Annotated in this window: 22 protein-coding genes and 2 pseudogenes; 9 read left to right on the top strand and 15 right to left on the bottom strand. The window is 59.7% G+C overall.

From position 1 onward, the window contains the following. Window positions 1–39: 39 nt before the first annotated feature. Window positions 40–852 (bottom strand): phosphatase PAP2 family protein, encoded by an 813-nt coding sequence (locus tag J5M73_RS10800; protein WP_102862658.1) that lies wholly within the window; start codon window positions 850–852, stop codon window positions 40–42. Window positions 853–951: 99 nt separating this feature from the next. Here J5M73_RS10800 and hslO point away from each other — a divergent pair, with 99 nt between their 5' ends. Both hslO and J5M73_RS10790 read left to right on the top strand, forming a co-directional pair. Further along, the gene (gene hslO, locus J5M73_RS10795; RefSeq protein WP_016966988.1) at window positions 952–1,854 is read left to right on the top strand and encodes an Hsp33 family molecular chaperone HslO; all 903 of its coding nucleotides are present in this window, start codon (window positions 952–954) and stop codon (window positions 1,852–1,854) included. A gap of 179 nt (window positions 1,855–2,033) precedes the next feature. Beyond that, on the top strand, window positions 2,034–3,578 hold the full coding sequence (locus tag J5M73_RS10790) for a phosphoenolpyruvate carboxykinase (RefSeq protein WP_060837041.1): 1,545 nt from the start codon (window positions 2,034–2,036) through the stop codon (window positions 3,576–3,578). A gap of 71 nt (window positions 3,579–3,649) precedes the next feature. Here J5M73_RS10790 and J5M73_RS10785 read toward each other — a convergent pair whose 3' ends face one another. The 6 genes and pseudogenes from J5M73_RS10785 to J5M73_RS10760 all read right to left on the bottom strand — a co-directional run bounded on the left by J5M73_RS10785 (window position 3,650) and on the right by J5M73_RS10760 (window position 9,403). Continuing rightward, window positions 3,650–5,839, bottom strand: coding sequence for a DEAD/DEAH box helicase (locus J5M73_RS10785; protein WP_102862659.1), 2,190 nt, complete (start codon window positions 5,837–5,839; stop codon window positions 3,650–3,652). 3 nt (window positions 5,840–5,842) lie between these two features. Then, window positions 5,843–6,781, bottom strand: coding sequence for a DUF1837 domain-containing protein (locus J5M73_RS10780; RefSeq protein ID WP_207815582.1), 939 nt, complete (start codon window positions 6,779–6,781; stop codon window positions 5,843–5,845). 385 nt (window positions 6,782–7,166) lie between these two features. Then, the gene (locus J5M73_RS10775) at window positions 7,167–7,424 is read right to left on the bottom strand and encodes a hypothetical protein (protein WP_102862661.1); all 258 of its coding nucleotides are present in this window, start codon (window positions 7,422–7,424) and stop codon (window positions 7,167–7,169) included. A 402-nt stretch (window positions 7,425–7,826) separates the two neighbouring features. Then, window positions 7,827–8,681, bottom strand: coding sequence for a DMT family transporter (locus J5M73_RS10770; protein WP_207815708.1), 855 nt, complete (start codon window positions 8,679–8,681; stop codon window positions 7,827–7,829). A 62-nt stretch (window positions 8,682–8,743) separates the two neighbouring features. After that, window positions 8,744–9,049 (bottom strand): annotated as a pseudogene (locus J5M73_RS10765) (HipA domain-containing protein); the annotation flags it as partial. Further along, entirely contained in the window at window positions 9,050–9,403 is a 354-nt protein-coding gene (locus tag J5M73_RS10760; RefSeq protein WP_110651152.1) for a DUF1493 family protein, read from the bottom strand. Window positions 9,404–9,636: 233 nt separating this feature from the next. On the opposite strand from J5M73_RS10760, the gene J5M73_RS10755 reads away from it, so the two are divergent. From J5M73_RS10755 to J5M73_RS10740, 4 genes are all read left to right on the top strand, one after another. Further along, a complete protein-coding gene (locus J5M73_RS10755) occupies window positions 9,637–10,809 on the top strand; it encodes a tetratricopeptide repeat protein (protein WP_207815580.1) in 1,173 nt (390 codons plus the stop codon). 67 nt (window positions 10,810–10,876) lie between these two features. Continuing rightward, window positions 10,877–12,007 carry a polysaccharide deacetylase family protein gene (locus J5M73_RS10750; RefSeq protein WP_115581380.1) on the top strand — a complete coding sequence of 377 codons (1,131 nt, stop codon included), beginning with the start codon at window positions 10,877–10,879 and terminating at the stop codon, window positions 12,005–12,007. Between the two features lie 171 nt (window positions 12,008–12,178). Then, entirely contained in the window at window positions 12,179–14,113 is a 1,935-nt protein-coding gene (locus tag J5M73_RS10745) for an ATP-dependent DNA helicase RecQ (protein ID WP_207815578.1), read from the top strand. A 112-nt stretch (window positions 14,114–14,225) separates the two neighbouring features. Continuing rightward, window positions 14,226–14,660: a thioesterase family protein gene (locus J5M73_RS10740; protein WP_102862668.1), complete on the top strand. Its 435-nt coding sequence runs from the start codon at window positions 14,226–14,228 to the stop codon at window positions 14,658–14,660. Window positions 14,661–14,840: 180 nt separating this feature from the next. Here J5M73_RS10740 and J5M73_RS10735 read toward each other — a convergent pair whose 3' ends face one another. From J5M73_RS10735 to J5M73_RS10725, 4 genes and pseudogenes are all read right to left on the bottom strand, one after another. Continuing rightward, complete coding sequence (locus J5M73_RS10735) at window positions 14,841–15,314, bottom strand: YMGG-like glycine zipper-containing protein (RefSeq protein WP_102862669.1); 474 nt, start codon at window positions 15,312–15,314, stop codon at window positions 14,841–14,843. Window positions 15,315–15,617: 303 nt separating this feature from the next. Continuing rightward, complete coding sequence (locus tag J5M73_RS10730) at window positions 15,618–17,966, bottom strand: FdhF/YdeP family oxidoreductase (protein WP_207815569.1); 2,349 nt, start codon at window positions 17,964–17,966, stop codon at window positions 15,618–15,620. A gap of 4 nt (window positions 17,967–17,970) precedes the next feature. Continuing rightward, window positions 17,971–18,078, bottom strand: a pseudogene (locus J5M73_RS32160) (sulfurtransferase FdhD); the annotation flags it as partial. Window positions 18,079–18,244: 166 nt separating this feature from the next. Then, window positions 18,245–19,132 carry a LysR family transcriptional regulator gene (locus tag J5M73_RS10725; RefSeq protein ID WP_102862671.1) on the bottom strand — a complete coding sequence of 296 codons (888 nt, stop codon included), beginning with the start codon at window positions 19,130–19,132 and terminating at the stop codon, window positions 18,245–18,247. A 136-nt stretch (window positions 19,133–19,268) separates the two neighbouring features. Between J5M73_RS10725 and lysM the strand changes: the two genes are divergently transcribed. Continuing rightward, window positions 19,269–19,709 carry a peptidoglycan-binding protein LysM gene (lysM, locus tag J5M73_RS10720; RefSeq protein ID WP_207815565.1) on the top strand — a complete coding sequence of 147 codons (441 nt, stop codon included), beginning with the start codon at window positions 19,269–19,271 and terminating at the stop codon, window positions 19,707–19,709. A gap of 61 nt (window positions 19,710–19,770) precedes the next feature. Here lysM and yrfG read toward each other — a convergent pair whose 3' ends face one another. Next, window positions 19,771–20,433 (bottom strand): GMP/IMP nucleotidase, encoded by a 663-nt coding sequence (gene yrfG / locus J5M73_RS10715; RefSeq protein WP_102862673.1) that lies wholly within the window; start codon window positions 20,431–20,433, stop codon window positions 19,771–19,773. A gap of 65 nt (window positions 20,434–20,498) precedes the next feature. Between yrfG and nudE the strand changes: the two genes are divergently transcribed. Next, complete coding sequence (nudE, locus tag J5M73_RS10710; RefSeq protein WP_102862674.1) at window positions 20,499–21,065, top strand: ADP compounds hydrolase NudE; 567 nt, start codon at window positions 20,499–20,501, stop codon at window positions 21,063–21,065. An 11-nt stretch (window positions 21,066–21,076) separates the two neighbouring features. Next, window positions 21,077–21,904 (top strand): 3'(2'),5'-bisphosphate nucleotidase CysQ, encoded by an 828-nt coding sequence (cysQ, locus tag J5M73_RS10705; protein WP_102863054.1) that lies wholly within the window; start codon window positions 21,077–21,079, stop codon window positions 21,902–21,904. 142 nt (window positions 21,905–22,046) lie between these two features. Here cysQ and J5M73_RS10700 read toward each other — a convergent pair whose 3' ends face one another. From J5M73_RS10700 to J5M73_RS10690, 3 genes are all read right to left on the bottom strand, one after another. Next, a complete protein-coding gene (locus tag J5M73_RS10700; RefSeq protein WP_207815564.1) occupies window positions 22,047–22,502 on the bottom strand; it encodes a thioesterase domain-containing protein in 456 nt (151 codons plus the stop codon). Window positions 22,503–22,539: 37 nt separating this feature from the next. Continuing rightward, entirely contained in the window at window positions 22,540–23,946 is a 1,407-nt protein-coding gene (locus tag J5M73_RS10695) for a sigma-54 dependent transcriptional regulator (RefSeq protein WP_115581385.1), read from the bottom strand. A gap of 74 nt (window positions 23,947–24,020) precedes the next feature. After that, window positions 24,021–25,829, bottom strand: a complete 1,809-nt coding sequence (locus J5M73_RS10690) for an ATP-binding protein (RefSeq protein ID WP_102862677.1) — start codon at window positions 25,827–25,829, stop codon at window positions 24,021–24,023. Window positions 25,830–25,832: the final 3 nt, after the last annotated feature.

The following is a 25,832-nucleotide window of genomic DNA, read 5'->3' as shown; positions in this document are numbered from 1 at the left end:
CGGGTCCATTCGCCGGCAAGCCGGCTCCTACAGGTCTGATCAGCGCAGCAGGCTGCTGGAGCGGACCACACTCATGCGCGAGAGCACCGGCATCCGGGTCATCAGTTTGAATAGCGGGTGTGTCAGGCGCAGCAGGAAGTTCGACATCCGCGCCGCATACGGCGTGTAGTAGCCCCAGCCCAGGGCCAGCACCGCCAACAGCACTCCGCCGATGTAGTCGTCCTGGCCCCAGTGCGCGCCCGCCACCAGGCGCGGCATCATGAACAGCAGGGTCAGGCCCCAGACGATCAGGAACTGGCCGACGCTGCGGCTGAACATGCCCATGAACAGGCCCCAGATCAGTAGCACCGAAGCGTGGTCGCCGGGGAAGCTCTGGCTGGAGCGGTCCTTGAGTTCCCAGGTCTTCTCCCAGCCTGGGAAGTAGTCGCTCATGTGCACGGCGCCTTCGAGCACCATGGACGGGCTGTTGTGTTGCCAATTCATCAGCGCCACCAACTTGGAAAACAGCGCGCGAATCACCACCATAAGAATCAGGATCGACAGGAAGCCGAAAAACGCCCGGCGCACGTCCACCGCCTTGAACACCCAATCACCGCGAATCAGCAGGCCGAGCATGATCAGGCCCACCACGATATCGAAGGGGCGCAGGCTGGCCACGGCCCAGATGTGCAGCCAGGTGGAGTTGGTTGCAAGGGGAGTGTTGAGGTGACGGAACAGCCACTCGTCGAACATCAGGCAGTACATCTGTCCGGTCGGCCACAACCAGAATCCCAGCAGGGCCAAAGGGAGTAAATTGCACAGAACCAGCTTGCCGAGGTTCCACCTTGCTTGGAACAAACCCGGATTGTTCATAAAATATCTCCAATCACCGCAAAAACTGCACCTTCATGGTGCAAAACCGCAATTTTCGGTGCTTGTAACCTTTTTGTCATCATTCAGATACCCAGACCTATGACTGATTTGCCGGATACCGACTTCACTCAACGCTTCATCTTTGATGAGAGCGACGCCCGCGGCGAGCTGGTGGCGCTGGAGCGCAGTTACGCTGAAGTCCTTGCCAAACACGCCTATCCCGAGCCGGTGGCACAACTGCTCGGCGAGCTGATGGCGGCGGCATCGTTGCTGGTTGGCACCTTGAAGTTCGATGGCTTGCTGATTCTCCAGGCCCGCTCCGAAGGCCCGGTGCCGTTGCTGATGATCGAGTGCTCCAGCAACCGCGAGATCCGCGGCCTGGCCCGCTACGACGCGTCGCAGATCGCCCCTGACGCGACCCTTGCCGACATGATGCCCAACGGCGTCCTCGCCCTGACCGTGGACCCGACCCAGGGCCAGCGTTACCAGGGCATCGTCGACCTGGACGGCGCCACCCTGGCCGAATGCTTCACCAACTACTTCGTCATGTCGCAACAGACCGGCACCCGTTTCTGGCTCTACGCCGACGGCCGCAATGCCCGCGGCCTGCTCCTGCAACAACTGCCTGCCGACCGCCTGCGCGATCCGGAAGAGCGCGAAGCCAACTGGCAGCACCTCACCGCCCTGGCCAGCACCCTGACCGCCGATGAACTGCTGAGCCTGGACAACGAAACCGTGCTGCACCGCCTGTACCACGAAGAAGCCGTGCGCTTGTTCGACGTGCAACCGCTGCGCTTCCGCTGCAGCTGCTCCCGCGAGCGTTCGGGCAATGCGCTGGTCAGCCTGGGGCTCGAAGATGCTCAGGAGCTGGTGGTGGAACATGGCGGCAGCATCGAGATCGATTGCCAGTTCTGCAACGAGCGTTATCTGTTCGATGCCGCCGATATCACGCAATTGTTTGCTGGTGCGGGCGTCGACACGCCGTCAGATACTCGTCACTAAAACGGTTCAGCGCAGGTAAATCACCTGGCAAACGCCGGAATTACGCCGTACTGACGGGAGGACCCTACTATTTTTGGGCTTTTCTGGCATAATCCGGCGCACTTTTTTCGCGGTAGTAGTGCGCGAGTTTCTACTACAAAACGTTTGGAGCACTCGGCCAATGGCCGACGGGGAACCTCATGACGCAAGCCAATAACGCCGTGTACACCGATCTGAGTGTGGATGATCTGGTCAAAGAAGCCCTGAACCGCGGTGAGGGCGAACTGGCCGATACCGGCGCTCTGGTGGTTCGCACCGGTCATCGTACCGGCCGTTCGCCAGTGGACCGTTTCATCGTTGAAGAGCCCACCACCCAGGACGCTATAGCCTGGGGCCCGATCAACCGCAAGTTCCCGGCGGCCAAGTTCGACGCCCTTTGGGACCGCGTTGAAGCCTACCTGGGCGAGCGCGAGCGTTTTGTTTCCCACGTGCATGTAGGTTCCGATCCGGCGCACTACCTGCCAGTGAAAATGACCACCGAGACTGCCTGGCACAACCTGTTCGGCCGTTGCCTGTTCATCAACCCCGAGCAGTACAACGCCGGTGGCAAAGACGAATGGCAGATCCTCAACGCGCCAAACTTCGTTTGCGAGCCTGAGCGCGACGGCACCAACTCCGACGGCACCGTGATCCTCAACTTCGCGGCCAAGAAAGTGCTGATCGCCGGCATGCGCTACGCCGGTGAGATGAAGAAAGCCCTGTTCTCCGTGCAGAACTTCCTGCTGCCGGCTGCCGACGTGCTGCCGATGCACTGCGCCGCCAACATGGGCGAAGACGGCGACGTGACCCTGTTCTTCGGTCTGTCGGGCACCGGCAAGACCACCCTGTCGGCCGACGAAAGCCGTTACCTGATCGGTGACGACGAACACGGCTGGGGCGTGGGCGTGGTGTTCAACATCGAAGGCGGTTGCTATGCCAAGTGCATCGACCTGTCGGAAAAGAACGAGCCGGTGATCTGGAAAGCCATCCAGCACGGCGCCGTACTGGAAAACGTGGTGATCGACCCGGTCACCAAGAAAGCCGACTACGCCGACGACAGCCTGACCCAGAACAGCCGCGCCGCCTACCCGCGCGAGCTGATCGAAAAACGTGCACCGAAGAACCTCGGTGGCGAGCCTAACGCCGTGATCTTCCTGACCTGCGACCTGACCGGCGTACTGCCACCGGTGTCGATCCTCAGCGAAGAACAAGCCGCCTACCACTTCCTGTCCGGCTACACCGCGCTGGTGGGTTCGACTGAAATGGGTTCGGGCTCGGGCATCAAGTCGACCTTCTCCACCTGCTTCGGCGCCCCGTTCTTCCCGCGTCCGGCGGGCGAATACGCCGAGCTGCTGATCAAGCGCATCCGCGGCTTCGGCTCCAAGGTCTACCTGGTCAACACCGGCTGGACCGGCGGTGGCTACGGCGTCGGCAAACGCTTCAACATCCCCACCACCCGTGGCGTGATTGCAGCGATCCAGAGCGGCGCGCTGATCGGTGCCGAGACCGAGCACCTGGACATCGTCAACCTGGACGTGCCGAAAGCCGTACCGGGCGTCGAAACCGGCCTGCTCAACCCACGCAACACCTGGGCTGACAAAGCCGCCTACGACGAAGCCGCCAAGGCCCTGGCCGGCCTGTTCATCGAGAACTTCAAGAAGTTCGACGTGAGCGACGCGATCAAGGCTGCAGGTCCAAAGCTGTAAGCTTCGGCCTGCCATGAAAAAGCCGCCCCTCGGGGCGGCTTTTTTGTATGAGTTAAAGGACAGAAAGAAAGTTAAGACGTGCCAACTACACCAATTATTTTTTCTTTTTCGTATGTAAGGAACTCACTATTTTTATAGCATGCTGATTTTTTAATTATATTTATGACACTTTCTTCGTTTGCATTTTCTGGAATGTATTTACTGAGTTTTTCAATTGCGGATTTTGGGATTCCATACTCATCAAGAATAGAAAGGTTACCTCTTAGAAAATCGTTTTCTATTTGACTTGCAAAGTGAAGATAGTTGCCGGGCTTCCAGCCTCGTTCTGAACAAATATATGTTTGAAGGCTATTCATAACGATCAGCCATTTCGGTACTTTGTATTTTAGCCAGTGCCTTAATATTTGAAAGCCATCTCTAATTGCAGCATCCCAGATTTCTTGTTTTGACGCATCCTCTTTGGCTCTTGTTAACTCAAAGTTGTATATATTTTCTATTATTGGAAATATGGACTCATGGAAGCTATAAATAGATGTAAGAGTTATGAGTCTCTTCTTGGACATTGTTCGGCTTTTTTCATGTTCTTGAGCAAGAAAATCATAAGCCATACCTAATGTATATTCTAGCTGGGCTTTGCTAGGGTATGTTGTCCAGTTTATAAGCTCATAATTACTAGCTAGTTCCTCTCTGAGTCTATTTAAAACGAATTGCTGTCCTTTTATATGTATTTGATTTTCTTTGAATATATTTAGTTCGGAAGGGTCTATTTTTTTAAGATTTATGTACTGTTCGCTATTTTTATCTATGACTTCATTGTCATCTAGCTGGATTAGTACTTCATTTGAAATTGGACTTTGCTCGTAGAACGGGATGTCTACAAAAGTTTCTTGCTTGCTTGGCGGCGGGCTGAAATTATAGATGTAGCCACTGTAATGTTTCATCATCCGGCCTGCCCGACCTTTGATGTTTGAATAATCAAAATAATCGATGGGGTTGTCACCTTTTTTATCGTCGAAGTAAATCACATTCCTCGCACTTGTATTTACTCCCTCTATGATTGTTGCTGTGCAGAATAAAAAGTTTATAGCGCCCTCTTCAAAGTAGTCGATGATAGAGGACGTTATATGTTTTTGAAGTGCGCCATCATGAAAGGCAATGCCATACCTTAAGAACTCTATAAGTGACCATTTCTCTGAGACATTTTGCTGTATCCAAGGGATTATACTTAGCTCTTCTTTTTGTGTTGTTTTTTTGAGTAGCAGGTGTTTGTAGAAGCCATATGATAGTTGGCGAGCTTTACGGGGGGATGAGCAGTAGATTATATTTTGATTTTTTGAAAGCTTGTCTAGTAATTCGTATAGGGTCTCTTCTTTATATAGTTTCTTAGCACCCCTGCTTCCAAACTTGCCTATGTGGTCTTTATATATATCTATTTCTATATTTCTTACGAGTTTAAAATCAGTTTTAATGAATTCAGCATTGTACTTTTCTTCAAAGCCCTGAGAGATTCCATCTATATTTGGGCCGAGTAAATAGAATCTGCAATTGAATTCTTTCAATATGTGATGAAAGGCATTGTTCAGTGAGTCTGAACGTTCGTCATCTCTCTGTGCACTGAGCTTATAAAACTCATCGATTATCAAGAAATCTACTTGATTGAAATATTGATATTCGTTAACGCGTTCTGCTGTAAGAAGAAAAATGTTTCCTAAAGTGGCTGACGGTTCCTGTGTGGTTCGTACAATCGTCTTGTACACTTCTCTGTATTTGGATAGTTTTTTTCTGGTCTCGTCAAGCAGTGCTAGTGTTGGTTGGATTATGATTATATTTTTGTAATTATTTGAAGCAACAATCTCTTCAATAAGAAGGCTTTTTCCAAAACTTGTCGGAGCGCTGACTATTAAGTTTTTTTTCGACTTTTTTATTTTTTCAAATATTAGTTTCTGGGCCTCATGAAAACTTAGGTTGGTTCCTGTATCAGATTTATGATAGGCCTCTCTAATTTCTGAATGCGTAGAGGTTGGACTAAGATTTTCGCGTTTTAGATATGGGTATAACCCATAGGCTTCTATTAAATCCGTTAATATGTCATCTAGTTTGTTAGAGAATTTTTCTCTGTGCTCAATAGTTGCTAGTATTAGCTCGTTGTTGTCGTTATTTCTTGATAATAGGATTGAGCATTCTTTGTATATGTGGAAGGTTTCGTCAAAGTTAAATGTTTCTTTTTTTTCGATATGACTAACTAAGTCTGCGACGTCCATGTCTTAATCTCCGACTGCTTGTAATAGCGACAGTTTTGTGTGAAGCCTTTTGACCAGTTCATTTTTGCATTTGACTGGAAAAAACATCAGGAGAATGTTGATTTTTTCTCTTAGTGGGTGATCATTTTTTTCTAAAAAAACTTGTTGGAGCGTATTTATCTCAGCTGTTAAATCTTTTTTGAAAATCTCTAGTTCATCATCGTTATGATTTGCAAATGACTTCGAGCTATATGTGCAAAGCATAGGGATTACGATGCTATTTAATCTTGTTTTAAGTTTTTCACTTGTTGATAGTTTTTCTGTCCAGTAATTAACATCTGGGTGGAAGTCAAAGTGTTTTGTCTTTTTTGTGATTATATTGAATTCTGAATTCAAGTAGTCGGATGTGATGTGTTCTTTAAGGTCTTCTATTAGCGCTTTTACACCTAGTACTGGGTCTATATAAAGCTTTGACTCCCCAAGCCATAGTGTTTTTGTGTTGGGGTTTATATGTACAGAGTCGAAACCGTGCACAGTAAATCCGTAAGAGTCTTTGAAATATATTTTTGACAACAGCGGGATTGTTTGATGATAGTCCCTAAGAAGAAGGTGTAGTATAAGTTCTCCGAACTCTCCTCGTCTAAGATATTTGTCTTCAATGTCGTCAGCTATATGTTTTCCGTTTAGATATATATTTTTTACATTCTCGAAATTTTCTATTTTGTATATTGATTTTGCGGCTTCCACCACTTTTTCGACAGTTTCTGTATTATCGGTTATAGCGCTTTCATGTAAGCCAAATGCAAACTCATGAATGGCTGATATTATTGTTTTCACCAGAGGTTTCCACCGATAAGACTGTCCGCCGTGGTCCTCTAAGTCATAACCTACGATGTAGCATCGTAGGTTGTTTTCTGAAAAAAACTCTTCAATGACTCCGTTGGATTTAAAGGGTCTAGACATTTTTAGGTCTTCTTTTTAATTTGATTTTCTTGATGTCTATATCTGGGTTTTTTTCTCGACAAATAGATTGTTCATTAATTATTTTTATATGAACCAATCTCGGATAAAAAGCTTCGACTTGGTGTGTTATCACAGTTTTCTCTTCCTTGACTGATTTTGCCTTCAGTATGGCTTACTAATACTGCATGCCGAGGTAGAGATTAAACCCAGGGGATGTCGTTTTGCCAGCGTCTGGCGACAAAGCGCGGACCAGACTTTGGTAGAAGGAAGGATTTAGTAGGAAGAGATAGGTAATTCTTGTGAGAGAGGGCGTGTTAGATAGCACCAATATTTGGCTTTTATGACTGGGTAGGGCCCCGCACCGTAGCGCGGGGCTATTAGGCTCTCAACACATTTCTAGCTGTGCTGTTTCCAGTAAATCGCATGCATCTTGTGCCAGAAGATACAGGGCGTTAACGATGTGAGTGATGTCTTTGGGATCAGCCTGATAAAAGCTGAGGCACGTCAGTGTTTCAAGCAGGTCGGCGGTTGCTTTTAGGCGCTGTTGCGCACAGGTTTGGATGTCCACCCTACAGGCATGGCTATCGATAAAAAGTACCGGTGTATCCGTAAAATTGCTCTTGAGGGCTAGATAGCGATCCATTGCTCACCTCCTGAGACAGCTGAAGTGAATATGTACGGTCGCGCTGACGGAGTGACAGAAGTTTTATTGGACATGTCGATTACCCACTTTGCTGTTAAGTAACCGCCAGCATCGTGACCAAACGATAGGTGGCGGACTGTGCGCGGGTTGGTCAACCGGAACAGCAACCGGCACGCCCTAGGGCGTCCCACACACAGCCGCCATAGCATTGCGCTACACAGCCATAGAGATGGCGGTGCGCATCATGACAGTTATGTGTGCTGTTGTCGGGTGACCAAACCCGCTCGCTGAAATTTTCAGCGATGTCCGAACTATAGGTTCGATCGCTCAGGGGGCTCCATCAGCCCAATTCGACGCACTCTGTAGGGCATGTCTTTTATGGGCTGCGAATAGCCGTTCGCCTCACGTCTTCAGGTGCAACACCAACGCCCCCAGCAGCACCAGCACCACGCCGGTCACTTGCACCGCCGTCAGCCGCTCCTTGAAGAACACATAGCCCAGCACCGCGGCGATGCCGCCGGACAGGGTGCTGATCACCGTCACCACCGACACCGAGCCGCTCATGGCGCCCCAGGAAAAGGCGAAGAACGCGCCCAGGTTCATCAGGCTGGTGGAGGCCAGCAGGCCGCAGTTCTTCAGCGGCGGGATCTTCAGCCCGTCCGCGACTTTGAGCACCATCAGCAGCATTACTGCGCTGCCCACCGCGTAACCCAGCCAGAGCATGCTGATCGGCCCCAGTTGCGGCAGGGTGTAGCGGCCCTGCAGCCAGAAGCTGGTGCCATACAGAACGGCCGAGAGCAGGGCGAAGAAGATCGAGCGGCCGGCGGCGGTGCTGTGGGGCAGTTTGCTGTCCGAGTGCAGGCTGGAGAGGATGACGCCGATCACGCACAACAGGATGCACATGAGTTGCAGCAGGCTGATCTGTTCGCCACTGGCCCAGGACAGCAGGGTGGTGACCACGCCGTAGGAGGTCACCAATGGGGCGACGATGGAGGCTTTGCCCAGGGCGAAGGCCTTGCCCAGGGCCAGGGCGCCGGAGACGGTAAAGGCCGCGGCGAGCACGCCCATCAGCCAGACTTGCGCGGGCGCGGCCAGGGCCTTGTAGAGGATGGCGGGAAAGATCACCAGCAGCAGGCTCATCAGGGTGAACCCCAGGCTCTGGCTGAAGAACACTGCCCGTTTCACGCCCACGGCGCGGACGTTGAGCCCCACGAGAAAATCGGTGCCGCCCCAGAGCAGGGCGGCGAGCAAGCCCATCAATACGTCCACTGACTGTCCTTGTCGATTGACGGGTTGGAGGAGTCCAACGGCCGTGCTGTTTACTGCTGTGCGAGTCGAAACGCCGGCGCCATGCGTTCTTGTTCACGCCGGGACAGCCCCAGGGCCTGGGCCAGGGTGGGCCATTGGCGAACCACGCTCTGGCAGTGTTCGATGATGCCTTCTGCCTCGGCACGACCGAGGCGGAAATATGCCGCTACTTCCCGTGCCAGATCAAGGTCCAGCGCATTGTCGGCTTCGCTGATGTTGAGTTTCAGCCCGCTGGCCTGGGCGCAGGGGTTCACGTCGTAGGCCGGGGACAGGCGCCAGCCGCGCCCGGGTTCGAGCATGAAGCCATGGTTGCGCAGTTAGAGCGCTTCCAGCACCTGGGTGTCCCAGCGTTGTTGCCTGATCGCCTGGTACAGCATGCCGATGGTCAGCGGCACCTTGTCGCCCCGGCCCTTGGCCCGGCGTTTCTGGAATGGGTCGAAGCCTTCTGGCTGGAAGTAGCGATAGCTGTCGAAGTCGACAAAATCGATCACGAACTGCTCTTCCAGGGCCTGCAGCAAATGCCGGGCGTCGGCGCCGTCGCAGCCCAGGTCGAGGTTGATGGCGGTGCTCAGGCGCAGGGTCTTGCGTTCGGGCAGGCCGATTTCTTCATGCAGCAACTGCAGCAGTTGGCGCATGGTGGCGTCGTCGGGAAAGCCGGGGGCCAGTTGCATGATCGGAGTTCACTTGCGGCGTTTGAGAAGGTGCAGTGTACGGTGATTCTCCGGCTGAGTTGCAAGTCACCAAGTGGTTGCGCCAGCGGGCCATTTCGAGAGATCGGCACTGTTTTTTTGCCCGGTATTTCCCTGGTTGGACCGAGCATTGGCGGGCAAAACTGTGTATGGTTCGCCGCTGGCTGGTGGGCCGGGGCAGAGGCCCGGTCATCCTTATCTACAGGGATTTTGTTATGGCTTTTTTTCGCCTCGCGGCGCTGTTGTGGCTAGGGATGCTGGCGGGTTCGGTACAGGCTCAGGCCCTGTCGATTCAAGTGCTGGACGCGGTGGCCAAGGGCGCGCCACTGGCCGATGTCCAGGTGCAGCTGCAACAGGGCGCGACTCAGGTAGCAGGTAGCACCGATGCCCAGGGCCGGGTCACCCTGGCGGCCCAGGTGGCCGATTCGCCGGCCAGTGAGCTGTTGATCCGTAAGGCCGGTTACGCCGACCTGCGGGTCAAGTGTCCTTGCCAGGGGCTCAACTACGCCCTGAGCCCGGTGCTGGACAACCCGGAAAGCCTGCGGATAGTGCTGAGCTGGAGCGCGCCGGGGGAGGACCTCGATGCCCACCTGAGTTATCCCCACAAACTGTTGTACTTCGCCACCGGCAAGGGACCCGGAGCTCGTCTGGAATCGGACAGCAGCGACAGCAGCCGGCCGGAGACCATCACCATCGACCAGCGTGTGCCGGGCGACGCCTACGTTTTTGCCGTGCACGACTTCACCAACAGCACCACCTACGAAGCGTTGCGCCTGGGCCGCAGTCAGGCTCGGGTCTTTGTCTATAAAGGCGCTGCGCTGATCCGCAGCTACCGCGTGCCGCAGAACCGCAAGGGCAATCTGTGGGTGGTGTTTCGCCTGACCGCCGATGGCCGCCTGCAGGATATCGATCGGCTGCTGCTAGGCAGCGAGGAGCCGGAATCGGTCATGAGCGTGCTCGACCCGCTGCTGGAAAATGCCAAGTCCATCGATGAAGTGGTGGGTGCGGACTTCGGGCCGGTGGATGCCAAGAGCCTCAACCTCAAGGGCGAGGAGTCTTACCGCAAGGGCGATTTCGGCGGGGCGCGGATCTTCTACAGCGAAGCCATCGAGCTGGAGCCGGGCTTTGCCCAGGCCTACAGCAACCTGGCCCTGGCCAATCGCAAGAACAGCCGCCCCGACGACGCCATAGTCGCGGACCGCAAGGCCATCGCCCTGGCCAGTGGCCCGGCCGCATCGACCATTCGCGCCAGTGCCTACTACGACATGGCGCGCATCTACGAGGACGCCGGGCAGTTGGCCACGGCGCTTGAGCACTACCAAAAGGCCCGGGAGCAGAAGGCCAACCCGGTGTACGACAAGGCCATAGAGCGGCTGCAAAACCGCTGATCACACAGGCAGAAGTTATCTCCACAACGCGCCGACAGTGGCGCGTTGTGCATTTATGGAGGTTGGTATGCGAATTGGTGTTCTCCCCTGGCTGCTGGCGCTGTGTCTGTCCAGCGGCGTGGCCCGGGCGGCCGGGCCGCAGGTGTTCGCCACCATCGACCGCAGTGGCTGGCCGAATGCCCTGACCAGCACCGCGGAATTCGACACCGCCTCACGGGGCGAGATTCTGATGTTCGGCAAAGCGCTGCTGGCCAGCGAAGCCTTGGATGAACAGGCCTTGAAGCAGCGGCTAGGAGTCAGGCAACTGGATCTGAAGTCAGTGAATCAGGTGCGCCAGCGCTTCTGGGAGTTGCTGTTGAACAACTACCGCTTGGCCAGCCGGGACTGTGAAGGTACGCCGTTCTGCCTCCCTGTACGCAATCTCGGTGAGCTGCGGCAACTGGTGGCCAGTTTTACCGGGGAGAGTAAATCCACTTATGGGGCGTGGGCCGAGGCCAGCACCCGGTTTCATCAGCTGTACCTGAATGAGCAACTGCGCCTGGCGGCGCTGTTCACCGTGGTCAGCAGCGAGATCCAGCGCATGGGGCCGACGGAACGCCTGGGGGACGAGCTGGCGGACCGGGAGTTCCTGCTGACCTTCGATGACGGGCCGAGCCTGCGGGGTGGGCATACCGATCAACTGATCGATGTGCTGCGATCCAAGGATCTGCATAGCCTGTTCTTTGTTCTGGGGGACTCGTTTCAGGCGCGCCTGAGTCAATCTTCGGCAGGGCAGATGCGCCAGTTGTACGATGGCCAGTGTGTGGGTGTACACGGTTGGGAACACAAGTCCCACGCCTCGTGGAGCGAGTGGCAGCATTCGGTGATCCACAGCGCAAACCTGGCCAATCGCACTCTGGCGGATGAATACCAGCCGCTGTTTCGTCCGCCCTATGGGCAGCGACGCGCTGACAGTGCCGACTTCTTCAAGGCCCAGGGGCTGCAACTGATGCTGTGGAACATCGACTCCCAGGACTGGAGCAAAAAGGTCAGCGCCGCAGCCGCAGCCCAGCGGGTGCAGACCCTGATGCTGCTCTGGCGGCGCGGCATCATCCTGTTCCATGACACCCACGCCAAGGCCGCCCAGGCGGTGCCGGCACTGCTTGAGGCCAATCGGCACAATGGTGTGCAATGGCTGGACTGCCGAACCTTGCGCTAGGCCCAGGCTCCCTATCGTCGGTAAGCCGACTCCTGGGTAGGAGCCGGCTTACCGGTGAAAGTGCTCCCGCCCGGTATCATCCGGTATCTGTTTTCCCGCGACCTTTTCTCGAACCGCCGACCTGTGCCGCTAGTCTTCAAGGACAGGTCAGCGGTCAAAGGAGTGACCCTTATGCACAGCACCCTCGAACAGGTCTTCGGTTATCCACAGTTTCGTCCGGGCCAGGAGGCCGCAGTCAGTGCGGTGCTGGCTGGGCGCTCGGCGGCGGCGATCTTTCCCACCGGCTCCGGCAAGTCCCTGTGCTACCAATTGCCGGCCTTGCTGCTGCCGCACCTGACCCTGGTGGTCTCGCCGCTGCTGGCGTTGATGCAGGATCAGTTGGCCTTTCTCCAGCGTCATGGCGTTGCCGCCGCCAGCATCGATTCGGCCCAGAGCCGTGATGCAGCCAATGACGTCATGGCTCGGGCCCGCTCCGGTGAACTGAAGATCCTGATGATCTCGGTGGAGCGTTTGAAGAACGAGCGCTTCCGCAACTTTTTGCAGCAGGTGCCCATCTCCCTGCTGGTGGTGGATGAGGCTCACTGCATTTCCGAATGGGGCCACAACTTCCGTCCCGACTACCTGAAACTGCCGGACTACCAGCGCCAGTTCAACATTCCCCAGGCCCTGCTGCTGACGGCCACGGCGACGCCCAAGGTGATCGCCGACATGCAGGCCAAGTTCGCCATTGATGCCGCTGACGTGGTGACCACCGGCTTCTACCGGCCCAACCTCAACCTGCTGGTGGAGCCGGTGCGCGGCGCGGACAAGCGCCGGCGCCTGGTGCAGTGGATGGGTGAGCGGGCCGGGCAGCCGAGCATTGTCTACGTGACCCTGCAAAAGACCGCCGAGCAGATCGCCGAGCACTTGAGTCACCAGGGCATCGCCGCCGAGGCCTACCACGCCGGTCTGCCCCACGAGCAGCGTGAGTCGATCCAGCGCCGGTTCATGGAAGGGCGCAGTAACTGCATCGTCGCGACAATCGCCTTCGGCATGGGCATCGACAAGAGCGACATCCGTAACGTGGTGCACTTTGATCTGCCCAAGTCCATCGAGAACTACAGCCAGGAAATCGGCCGCGCCGGGCGCGACGGCCAGCCTTCGGACTGCCTGGTGCTGGCCAACCGCGACAGCCTCAACGTGCTGGAGAACTTCGTCTATGGCGACACCCCGGAGCTGAGCGGCATCCGCTGCGTGCTGGATGAGTTGCAGGCGTCGGTGCCGGACGGACAGTGGGAGTTCCTGCTCGGGCCCCTGGCGGACCAGAGCAACGTTCGCCAGTTGCCGCTCAAGACCCTGCTGGTGCAGTTGGAACTGCGGGGCCTGATCGCCCCACGCTATGCCTACTTCGCCGAGTACCGCTTCAAGTTGCTGCTGGAACCCGAGGCCTTGCTGGCGCGTTTCGAAGGCGAGCGCCGGGACTTTGTCCAGGCCATCATCAACACCTCCAGCCGGGCCCGGACCTGGGCCACGGTGAACTTCGACGCGCTCTACGAGCAGTACCAGGCGCCGCGCACCCGGGTGGTCAAGGCCCTGGATTACTTCCAGGAGAAGGGTTGGGTGGAGCTGGAAAGCAAGCAGATGACCGAGGTCTACAGCCTGCTGCAAACCGACTTCGATGCCGCTGCCTTGAGCACTGATCTGCATGCTTATTTCACCCGGCACGAGGGCAGCGAAATAGCGCGGATTCACGCCATGCTCGACCTGTTCGCCACCGAGCAGTGCCTGGGGCACCGCCTGGCGCAGTATTTTGGTGACGATCAGGCGCCCCAGCGTTGTGGGCATTGCTCGGTCTGTCACGGCCAGGTGGCACGACTGCCGGAGCCACCCGTGTTGCCCGCGCTTGTGGATAAAAACTTCAACGGGTTGTGCGGCGATTTTATCCACAGGCATCAGCAGCACACCGGCGATGTGCCGGGAGCAGAGCGGCTGACGCGTTTTCTCTGCGGCATCAGCGTGCCTTTGTTCACCAAGCTCAAGGCCCGCAGCATTCCCGGTTTCGCGGCACTGGAGGATTACCCTTACGCCGCCGTGCGGGAGTGGTGCGAGGCTCATCTGGCCGCCTGACAAGCCACCGGCGCAATGGACGCAAAAGGGTTTGCCCAGGCTTGGCTGTCTGCGGTGAAATGCCGGGCGATCAACCGATCGCCCGGCCTTCAATCCAAGGGAGAGAGCCCCGATGTCCGAGCCTATGCCGCAACGTGGCGACTATCGCCACTTCCAGCCGATCATCACCCGCTGGCACGACAACGACGTCTACGGCCATGTGAATAACGTCACCTACTACAGCTTCTTCGACACGGCGGTGAACACCTACCTGATCGAACAGGGCGGGCTGGATATCCATGATGGCGAGGTGGTGGGATTCGTGGTCAGCTCGGCCTGCGACTACTTTGCGTCCATCGCCTTTCCCGAACGTATCGAGATCGGCCTGCGGGTCGGCAAGCTGGGCAACAGTTCGGTGCAGTACGAACTGGCGGTGTTCAAGGCGGGAGAGGCGGATGCCTGTGCGGCGGGGCGTTTCGTCCATGTATTCGTGGATCGGCGGTCGAACCAGCCGGTGCCGATTCCGCCCGCATTGCGAGCGGCTCTGGAGCGCCTGCTGCTGGCGTGAACTTCGATACTCGATCTCAACCCCCGGCACTGGCACTTGTAGCCGCTGCCGAAGGCTGCGATCAGCTGCGCAGGAGGCGCCAAACCTCAATCCACGGGGCAACTGACCCACCGCAGCACCTGGCTTGGCGAGGCCTGAGGCCTCGTGCGCAGCCTGCGGCAGCGGCTACAGGGCGGGGGGTCAGTCGCGATAGTGACGGTGCTTGCGATGCCCGTAGGCATGACCACGGCCACGGTGGCCGTCGCGGTAGTAGCGGCGGTCATCGCGGCCACGGTAGTCGCGATCTTCCCGGGCGCTTTCGTTGCCCATGTAGTTGCCCAGGGCACCGCCGGCGCCACCGCCTGCCGCGGCGCCGATCAGGCTGCCGGTATTGCCGCCCATGCTGCGGCCCACCACGTTGCCGCCGGCTGCGCCCAGGGCGCCACCGATGGCTGCCTGGCCACGGCTGCGTTTGTCCGCACCCACCGCGCTACCGCCGGCACCGCCCAGGGCCGCACCAATGGCCGAACCGGTGTTGCCGCCGATCTGCTGACCGACCACCGAGCCTAGAACCCCACCCAATGCGCCGCCCACACCGGCTTCAACGGTGCCACCGGCAGAGGCAACGCCGCTGACCAGGCCAAGGGACAACAAGAGAATCGAGGAGAACTTCATACAGGAGCCTCAAAGGGATGACGGCGCGATCCTGAGGCCGGACCACGCCGCTTACAAACGAAATCCGACGAATAGCACGAGTTGTACACAATCTCGTAACTTACTGTTTTTATTGCGGAACTTAAGTGAATTTCGCCGGTCTTTAGCTACTTCGCAATGGCCGCTTTGTTAACAAAGCGGCCTTTTTTGTGCCTGCGGTTCAAGGCTGTGCAGCGGCTTTGAACCGCAGGCAAGCCGGCGCCTACGATTCACGCGCTAACGGTAGGCGCTGGCTTGCCAGCAAAGAGGCCCTCAAGCCAGGAATCAGGCCGAGCGAGCCATGATCAGGCCGTTGTCGCTGGCCGCTTCCAGACGGATGGCGATGAACTTGGACGTCGGGGTGTGGCTGCCGTCGCCGGTGCTTTCCAGGGGCACCAGCGGGTTCACTTCCGGGTAGTAGGCGGCAGCCTGGCCGGCCGGGATGTCGAAGGCCAGCAAGGTGAAGCCCTTGACTCGACGCTCGCGGCCGTCATCCCACAGGGAAACGATGTCGGCTTTCTGCCCCGGCTTGAAGCCCAGGCGGATGATGTCCGCTTCGTTGGCGAACAGCACGTCGCGCTGGCCCTTGACCCCGCGGTAGCGGTCATCGAGGCCGTAGATGGTGGTGTTGTACTGGTCGTGGGAGCGCATCGATTGCAGGATCAGGTCCGGCAGTTGACCGGTGGCCCGGGTGCGTTCGTGGATCAGGTCCTTGGGCAGCAGGTTGGCGCGGAAATTGGCCCGACCCGAAGGGGTGTTCCACTGGCGCGAACCGGCGCTGTTGCCCAGGTAGAAACCGCCCGGGTGCTTGAGTCGTTCATTGAAGTCCTTGAAGCCGGGAATGGTGTCGGCGATCAGGTCGCGGATACGCCCGTAATCCGCCGCCAGCCAGTTCCAGTCCACCGGCTGGCTGCCCAGGGTCGCGGCAGCCATGCCCGCAACGATCCACGGCTCGGAGCGCATCTGCGACGACAGTGGCTGCAATTGGCCGTTGGAGGCGTGGACCATGCTGAAGGAGTCTTCCACGGTCACCGCTTGCGGGCCGCCGGCCTGCAGGTCGATGTCGGTGCGACCCAGGCACGGCAGGATCAGCGCGTCCTTGCCGTGGGCCAGGTGGCTGCGGTTGAGCTTGGTGCTGATCTGCACGGTGAGGTCGCAATTGCTCAGGGCCTGGAAGGTCCGCGGGCTGTCCGGGGTGGCCTGGGCAAAGTTGCCGCCCAGGCCGATGAACACCTTGGAGCGGCCTTCGAGCATGGCGTGGATCGCCTCGACCACGTTGTGGCCGTTGTCCCGAGGGACCTTGAACTGGAAGCGCCGCTCCAGGGCATCGAGGAAGGCCACCGGCGGGCGCTCGTTGATGCCCATGGTGCGGTCGCCCTGTACGTTGCTGTGGCCGCGCACTGGGCACAGCCCGGCGCCGGGCTTGCCGACGTTGCCGCGCAGCAGCATCAGGTTGGCGATTTCCTGGATGGTCGGCACCGAGTGGCGGTGCTGGGTGATGCCCATGGCCCAGCACATGATCACGTTCTTGCCCTTGGCGTACATGCGCGCTGCCTGCTCGATTTCCACCAGGGTCAGGCCGGACTGCTCGACAATCTGCTCCCAAGGGGTGTCGTCGAGGGTGCCCAGGTAATCGAGGACGTGGGCGGTGTGGGCATTGAGGAAGTCGTGGTCGAACACTGATTCTGCGCCGGCTTTCTGCGCATCACGCTCCCACTGCAGGAGGAACTTGGCCATGCCGCGCAACAGCGCCATGTCGCCGCCCAGGGCCGGGCGGAAGTAGGCGGTGTTGGTCGGGCGATTGCCGTTGGTGAGCATTTCGAGCGGGTTCTGCGGGTGCTGGAAGCGTTCCAGGCCACGCTCTTTCAGCGGGTTGATACACACCACTTGGGCGCCGCGTTTCACCGCTTCGCGCAGCGGTTCGAGCATCCGCGGGTGGTTGGTGCCGGGGTTCTGGCCCCAGACGAAAATCGCGTCCGCATGTTCGAAGTCGTCGAAGGTCACGGTGCCTTTGCCGACCCCGACGCTTTGCGCCAGGGCTACGCCGCTGGCTTCGTGGCACATGTTCGAACAGTCGGGGAAGTTGTTGGTGCCGTAGGCGCGGACGAACAGTTGATACAGGTACGCCGCTTCGTTGCTGGCCCGGCCCGAGGTATAGAACTCGGCCATGTCCGGGCTGGGCAGGTCGTTCAGGTGCTGGGCGATCAGGCTGAAGGCGTTTTCCCAGCTGATGGGTTGGTAGCGGTCGGTTTCGGCGTTGTAGCGCATCGGCTCGGTCAGCCGGCCCTGGTACTCCAGCCAGTAATCACTTTGTTCCAGCAGGGAGGTGACGCTGTGCTTGGCGAAGAAGGCCGCGTCCACCCGGCGCTTGGTGGCTTCCCAGTTCACCGCCTTGGCGCCGTTCTCGCAAAACTTGACCATGCCGCTTTCCGGCGAATCGCCCCAGGCGCAGCCCGGGCAGTCGAAGCCGCCGTTCTGGTTGGTCTTGAGCATCATGCGGATGTTCTTCAGGGCGTTGTCGCTGGTCAGCCAGGCCTGGGCCACGCTGATCAGGGCACCCCAGCCACCGGCCGGGCCCTTGTAAGGCTTGTAGCGGGCAACGGGTGTCTGATCGGCTTGGTTGTGTGTACTCACAGGGGTTCTCCATCGCGGGGCTGTGGACCCGCGGCGCACGGTTCTGCGGCAGGTGGACAAGGTTGAGGCGGTGATGACGCGGCCATTGCCCGGCCTGGCGGGTGTCTGCGCTGGCGGGCGCTCAAGGCGTCTGTGGGTCTGGCTGGCGCCGAGCGCGAGGGCGGGAGTTGCCGGGGCTGGCATTGAATGAGGGACCAGCGGCCATCGGGTCCCAAGACTAAGCGCGGCATTGTGTCGCGTCTAATTGCTAGTACTGATCTATTGATAGATGGCGTCGATCAAGAAGGGCTGAAGGATTCCTGGTAGAGGGTAAAGCAGGCTTGTGCCAGGGCTGAGCGCGGCGCGCTGCGGCGCATGATCAGGCCCAGGCGGGCCAGGGTCTGGGCGTCGGCGATGGGATGCAGGCGCAAGTGTTCGGTGACGATCTCCAGGCCGCTGTCCAGGGGCATCACTGCGCAGCACAGGCCGCCGTGGACCATGCGCAGTAATTGATGGACGGCGTCGGTCTGCAGTACCGGTTGCGGCTGCAGCCCGCGAATGTGGAAGTGGTGGTCGATGGACTGGCGAAAGTGCATGCCGCTGGTGAGCAGGCCCAGGGGCAACTCGATCAGCGCCTCCCAGCTCAGGGGCTGTTCGCCGAAGCTGAAATACCGCTGGTCATAGAGCAGGCCCATGTGGGTCGGGTCCAGGGTCAGGAAGTCGAAGTGCTCGCTGTCCAGGCGATCCAGGTAGGACACGCCCAGGTCCAGACGATTGCTCGCCAACTGTTCGAGGATCTGCTCCGAGCTCAGTGACGAGAGTTCGAAGCGCAGGTTTGGGTGTTCGGCATGCAGGCGCTGCATCAACGGCAGAGGGTCGAAGCTCGACAGCGGCACCACTCCCAGGCGCAGGGTGCCCACCAGATTGCCCCGGCACGCGGCGGCCTCGGCCAGCAAGCCGTCATAGGCGGTCATGACGCTCCGGGCCCAGGCCAGCACCCGTTCGCCAGGAGCGGTAAAGCCTTCGAAGCGCTGGCCGCGGTTGACCAGGGGCAGGTCGAGTTCTTCCTCGAGGCTGCGCAGGCGCATGGACAGGGTTGGCTGGGTGATATGACAGCGCGCGGCAGCCTGGCCGAAGTGGCGGGTTTCGTCGAGGGCGATGAGGAATTTCAGCTGCTTGAGGTCCATCTTCGCTCCGGAGCGGCAAAAGGCCGGGATTCTACCGTGGTGGCCGGGCCTTGGGTCACTGGTCGCCCGGGAACCTCATTGTTCCAGGCTGGTCTAGTCTTTCGCGTCTGGATCTATCAACCAAGGAGTGTGCGACATGAGCATTTTCAGCTTTGTGAAAGAAGCCGGTGAAAAACTGATCGACCTGCTGACCCCGGGCAATGCCAATGCCAGCGAGCAGCTCAAGGAGCACATCGAAAAGGTCGGCCTGGGCAATCCCAATGTTCACGCCACGGTGGAAGGCGACAAGGTGATCGTCAGCGGTGAAGTGGCGAGCCAGGAAGAGAAGGAAAAAATCCTTCTGGCCCTGGGCAACATCGCCGGTGTCAGCAGTGTCGAGGACCAGATTACGGTGATCGGTCCCGTGGTGGTTTCTGCGGTGTTCGTCACTGTGAAGAAGGGCGATACCCTGAGCGCCATCGCCAAGGTGCAATACGGTGACGCCAACAAGTACAACAAGATCTTCGAGGCCAACAAGCCGCTGCTGTCCCACCCGGACAAGATCTACCCGGGCCAGGTGTTGCGCATCCCTGAATGATCGACCCTCTTCGCCGGCGATGCCGCTCCCAGTGCCGGAGCGGGATCGCCCGCGAAGGCTTTCACAGCCCTTCGATCAATTCCCGGTAATCTCCCACCGCCGCGAACTCCGCCGTATCCTTCGGCCCTTTGCGGCTGTCTGGCTGGCTCACCGCGAGCAACTGCGCTACGCCGAAATCCCGCGCGCTGCGCAGAATCGGCAGGGTGTCGTCGATAAACAGGCTGCGGGCCGGATCGAACTGAATATCGGCCTGCAGTGCATCCCAGAACTGTGGATTCTCCTTGGGGAACCCGTAGTCGTGGGAACTGATCAGGCGCTCGAAGTAAGGCGCCAGCTCGATCCGTTCCAACTTCAATGACAAGGAATCACGATGAGCGTTGGTGATCAGGATCACCCGCTTGCCGGCCTTCTTGATCGCCGCGAGAAAGGTGTCGGCATCCGGTCGCAGGGCGATCAGGTGAGCCGTCTCCAGCTTCAGTTCACGCACCGAGAGTTTGAGCTCGGTACTCCAGAAATCCAGGCAATACCACTGCAACTGGCCGGCGTTGCGTTCGAACAGCGGTTGCAGTTCCAGCTCGGCCATGGTCCGGCTGACCCCGTGCAATTCGGCGTAACGCTGGGGCAAGTGTTCCATCCAGAAGTGGTTGTCGTAGTGCAGGTCCAGCAGGGTGCCGTCCATATCCAGCAGGACGGTATCGATATCGCACCAGGGCAGCAGGGCCATTGAACACTTCTCCAGCGGTAAGAAAACAGTCTGTATAGTAACCCGCTATCGCCAAGGAGCCCGCTATGCGCCAGAAACCCACTGTACTCGCCCGCGAGATCGTCGCCACCAGTCGTCTGTTCTGTGTCGAAGAGGTGCAGTTGCGGTTTTCCAATGGCGTCGAGCGCACCTATGAGCGCCTGGTGGGCAAAGGGGCCGGTTATGGCGCGGTGATGATCGTGGCCATGCTCGATGCCGAGCATGCGGTGCTGGTGGAGGAGTATTGCGGCGGCACCGACGCCTACGAGCTGTCACTGCCCAAGGGCCTGATCGAGCCGGGTGAAGATGTGCTGGCGGCGGCCGAGCGTGAACTCAAGGAGGAAGCCGGGTTTGGCGCGCGGCAACTGGAGCATCTGACCGAGCTGTCGCTGTCCCCGGGCTACATGAGCCAGAAGATCCAGGTGGTGTTGGCCACCGATTTGTATGAAGAGCGCCTGGAGGGCGATGAGCCGGAGCCGATGCGGGTCGACAAGGTCAACCTGCGTGAGCTGGCCAGCCTGGCGCAGAATCCTCAATTCAGCGAAGGCCGGGCCCTGGCCGCGCTGTACCTGACCCGCGACCTGCTGAGCCAGCGCGGAGCCTTTCCAGCATGAGCATGACTTCGATGAATTTTCCCCATCCTTTATTGGCACCGGTGGCCGAGCTGGCCTTGCGCGCTGGCGAGGCGATCCTGCCGTTCTGGCGCGCCGACGTGGCGGTCAACCACAAGGCTGACGAGTCGCCGGTGACCGCCGCCGACCTTGCGGCCCATCACTTGATCGTGGCTGGCCTGACGGCGTTGGACCCGAGCATCCCGGTGCTGTCCGAAGAAGATGCCGACATTCCCCAGGCCACTCGCGCCGGTTGGCAGCGCTGGTGGCTGGTGGACCCGCTGGACGGTACCAAGGAGTTCATTTCCGGCAGTGAAGAGTTCACCGTCAACATCGCCCTGATCGAACAGGGGCGGGTGGTGTTTGGCGTGGTGTCGATGCCCACCAATGGCCGTTGTTATCTCGGTGGTGCTGGCCTTGGCGCCTGGCGTGTGGATCAGGGGCAAGCGCCGCAAGCGATCCAGGTGCGTGAACAGCCAGGTGTTGGCGAGGCCTTTACCGTGGTGGCCAGTCGGCGCCATTCGAGCCCGGAGCAGGAGCGCTTGTTGGGTGGCTTGAGCGCGGCCCTGGGTGAATTGCAATTGGCCAATATCGGCAGCTCGCTGAAATTCTGCCTGCTGGCCGAAGGCGCAGCCGACTGTTATCCGCGCCTGGCGCCGACTTCCCAATGGGACACCGCGGCGGCCCAGGGTGTACTCGAAGGGGCGGGTGGCGAAGTGCTGGATCTTGCCGGTGCGCCGTTCTGCTATCCCCCCCGGGAGTCGTTGCTCAACGGCTTCTTCCTGGCGCTACCGGCCAAGGCGGCGTGGCGCGGCAAACTGCTGGAGCTGGCCCGCGCCTGATCGCCCCACGGCGACTTGCCTCTGCCACCTTTTGTGTAGGAGCCGGCTGGCCGGCGAAGGGGCCCTTGAGCCCTGTGCAAGAATTTCCGGCCTCTTCGCTGGCAAGCCAGCTCCTACAGAGTTGAGCAGGTTCCGAAACGGGTCAGCGGTGCAGGACGTACTGACCGGCAAAGCGTACGGCGTCGTCTTCGCTGCCGACGTTGACCACACGGCTGTGCAAGGTCAGGCGGGCACGACCGTGGCGCTGGTACATCGCAAGGAATTTCTTCCAGACCTTGTCTTCCGGTGCCGAGCAGATGGCCACGGCATCGCCGGTGACCGGCAGCGGGTAGCTGATCTGGCCTTCCTGGATGACGATATGCCCGTCATCTATCCCTTCTTCCTTGAGCCGCAAATGCAGCCAGCCCCAACCGGCCAGCACCGCACCGCAGTACAGGCTGCCGCCGAACATGGTGCTCTTGTGGTTGACGTTGGCCTCCAGCGGCAGTTGCAGGCGCAGTTGCTGCGCCTGCCAGTCGAGCACCTTCAGGCCCATGTCCCGGGTCAGGGGAATGTCGTGGTGGAGGATGGATTCCAGGTAGCGACTGTCGCGGTTCATGCACGGGCCTCAAGGGTGGAAGGGTGGATGGTGCGGTTCATTCGGACTCATCGCCGGGCTGGCTGGCACCGCTGTCGGCGAAGCTCAGGCCGTGTTTGCGCAGCTTGTCGTGCAGGGTCTTGCGCGGAATGCCCAGGGCTTCGGCAAGGCTACGCATCGAACTGTGGGGTTGCGTCAGTTCGGCGGCGATCAGGCTCTTTTCGAAGTGTTCCACCTGTTCGCTCAGACCGCCGGCAATCAACGTCGGGGAGGCGATGGCAGCCTGCTCCGGCTCGCTGTTGTCCAGGGCCAGTTCCAGACCCAGCGCGAAGCGCTCAGCAGCGTTCTGCAGTTCCCGCACGTTGCCCGGCCAGCGATGCCGCAACAGCAGGGCACGATGCCCGGGTTGCAGTTCCTGGGGTGGCAGGCCGTGGCGGGTACTGGCCTCGTCGGCAAAGTGCTGGAACAGCATCAGTATGTCCTCGCCTCGCTCGCGTAGCGGTGGAATGCGCAACGGGGCCACGTTCAGGCGGTAGTAGAGGTCGGCGCGGAAGCGGCCCTGGTCCGCGGCCTGGCGCAGGTCTTCCTTGGTCGCGGCGATGATGCGGATGTCCAGGGGGATCAGCTGGTTGCCCCCCAGGCGTTCCACCACCCGCTCCTGCAGCAGGCGCAGCAGCTTGACCTGGACATCCAGGCTCATGCTTTCGATTTCGTCGAGGAACAGGGTGCCGCCGTTGGCGAATTCGAACTTGCCGATGCGGCGTTTCTGCGCGCCGGTGAAGGCCCCCGGTTCGTGGCCGAACAGTTCGCTTTCCACCACCGACTCGGCCAGAGCGCCCGCATTGATGGCCACAAATGGCCCGTTGCGCCGCCCCGAGAGGTCATGCAGGGCGCGGGCTACCACTTCTTTGCCGGCGCCGGTTTCACCCAGGATCAGCACATCGGCGCGGGTCGCCGCCAGGGCGCCGATCTGCTGGCGCAGGCGCAGCATCGGCGCTGACTGGCCCACCAGCCTCGCGCTCAGTTCCTGGCGGTCGCTGAGGGCCAGGCGCAGGCTGCGGTTGTCCAGCACCAGGCGCCGCCAGTCCAGGGCGCGGCGCACACTATCGAGCAGGGCATCGCTGGCGAAGGGCTTTTCCAGAAAGTCATAGGCACCGGCGCGCATCGCCTGCACCGCCAGGGGCACATCGCCGTGACCGGTGATCAGCAGCACCGGCAGTTCCGGATCCTGGGCGTGCAGCTGGTTGAGCAGTTCCAGTCCATCCATGCCGGGCATGCGGATGTCGCTGACCACCACCCCCGGCCAGTCCCGCTCCAGGCGCGGCGCCAGGCCCTGGGCCTGGGCCAGGGACAGCACCTTGAGCCCGGCCAGGTCCAGGGTCTGGCTCAGGGCCTGGCGCAGGTGCGGATCGTCGTCGATCAACACCACTTGCAACTGAGGGTCGAGGCTGTCGGGACGGGTCATCGCTCAATTTCCAGGTCGTGTCGTGGCCGGCAACGCCGGGCCGGGCGTGGTTGCTAGGTGATTGCCGCTGCGCGTCATACCCCGCGGTCCTCGGAGGGCTGCAGGCTGACGCCGGGGGCCCCGGCACGCAGGCGCAGGGTTATCAGGGCGCCGCCTTCACGGTGGTTGGCGAACGACAGCTCACCGCCGAAGGCGCGCATCAGGGTGTCGCAGATCGCCAGGCCCAGGCCCAGGCCCTGGGTCCGTGTCTTGGTGGTGTAGAACGGCTCGCCAGCGCGGCCCAGCGCCTCCATGCAGAAGCCCGGGCCGTTGTCGCGGATGTACAGATTGACGCCTGTGGCGGTGGACTCGGCACTCAGCCAGAGTTTGCGCGGCGGGCCCTTTTCGGTCAGGGCGTCGAGGGCGTTGGCCAGCAGGTTGCCGAGGACCTGGCGCAGGCGGGTTTCCCCGGCCTCGACCCACAGGGTAGCGGCTGGCAGGTCGCGGATCAGTTCCACTTCCATGGCCCGGCGACGCTTGGCCAGCAGGGCCAGGGCATCGTCCAGGGCCGGTTGCAGGGCGACGCTTTCCGGGGCGTGGTGATCGCGCCGGGCGAAGGCCCGCAGGTGAGCGATGATCGAGGCCATGCGCCCGGTCAGTTCGCTGATCAGCTTGAGGTTGCCCCGGGCGTCATCGGTGCGTTGGTGGTCCAGCAGCACTTCGGCGTTTTCCGCGTAGCTGCGGATGGCGGCCAGGGGCTGGTTGAGTTCGTGACTGATGCTCGCCGACATGGTGCCCAGGGCCGAGAGCTTGCCGGCCTGGACCAGATTGTCCTGGGCGCGCACCAGTTCCTGTTGGGCGGTTTCGCGTTCCAGCACTTCCTGTTTCAAGCGCCGGTTGAGGCTCTCCAGATCGCTGGTGCGTTCGGCTACGCGCCTTTCCAGCTCACGCCGGGCCTTGGCTTCGAAGGCGATCCGCTCCAGGTAGTGGCGGCGGCGCTGCATCATCAGGCCGAGCAGCAGCATCAGCACCAGCAGCGCAGCGGCGCCGACCGCCACCACGGTGCGCACCGGGCGATCGATCAGGGTGCGCGGGGCGAGGATGCTGACGCTCCAGCGGGTTTCCTCGATCTGCTGGGTCTGGGTCAGCCAGGCATCGGGATTGAGGTTCAGTGGGCGCGGATCCCGGGTTGGGTAGGGCTGGATGGCGACGATGGCCTGGCGTTCCTCGTCGCTCAGTGGCCGGGTCGCACGAAAGCGCCATTCAGGGCGCGAGGTGAGGATCACCACACCATTGTGGTCGGTCAGCAGCAATTGTTCCGGGGTCTTGCCCCACAGGCTTTCGGTATGGTCCAAGTCCACCTTGACCACCAGCACGCCCAGCATCCGTTCGCCGTCGCGCACTGCAGCGGCGAAGAAGTAGCCACGCTTGGCCGAGGTGGTGCCCAGGCCGAAGAACCGTCCCAGGCGTCCGGCCATGGCTTCGCTGAAATAGGGGCGGAAGGCGAAATTGCGCCCGACGAAACTGTCGTGCTTGTCCCAGTTGGAGGCCGCCAGGGTCTTGCCGTTGGTGTCCATCAGGTACATGACTTCGGCGCCGGTCTGGGCGCTGATGTTTTTCAGCAGGCGGTTGGCGTTGCCCTGGGTCACGCCGTCGTCCGGGGCCCCCAGCACCGCCCGCAGTGCCGGCAGGTCGCCGAGGATCTGCGGCAGCACTTCGTAGCGGTGCAGGGTGCCCAGCAGGTTGGCCACGTAGAGGTCGAGGGTCTGGCGATTCTGGCTGGTCAGCTCGTTGCGATAGTAGCGCTCGGCCAAGTGCTCCAGCGGCCACAGCAACGGCGCCAGGCACAGGGCCAGCAGGGCCAGGCTGCGCCAGCGGGGACGACGGGGAAGAGGTGCGGTCATGGA

The organism is Pseudomonas sp. 50_B, assembly GCF_017491625.1.
GTDB classification, from domain to species: Bacteria; Pseudomonadota; Gammaproteobacteria; order Pseudomonadales; family Pseudomonadaceae; genus Aquipseudomonas; species Aquipseudomonas danubii.
This window is presented reverse-complemented; position numbering and strand designations above follow the sequence as displayed.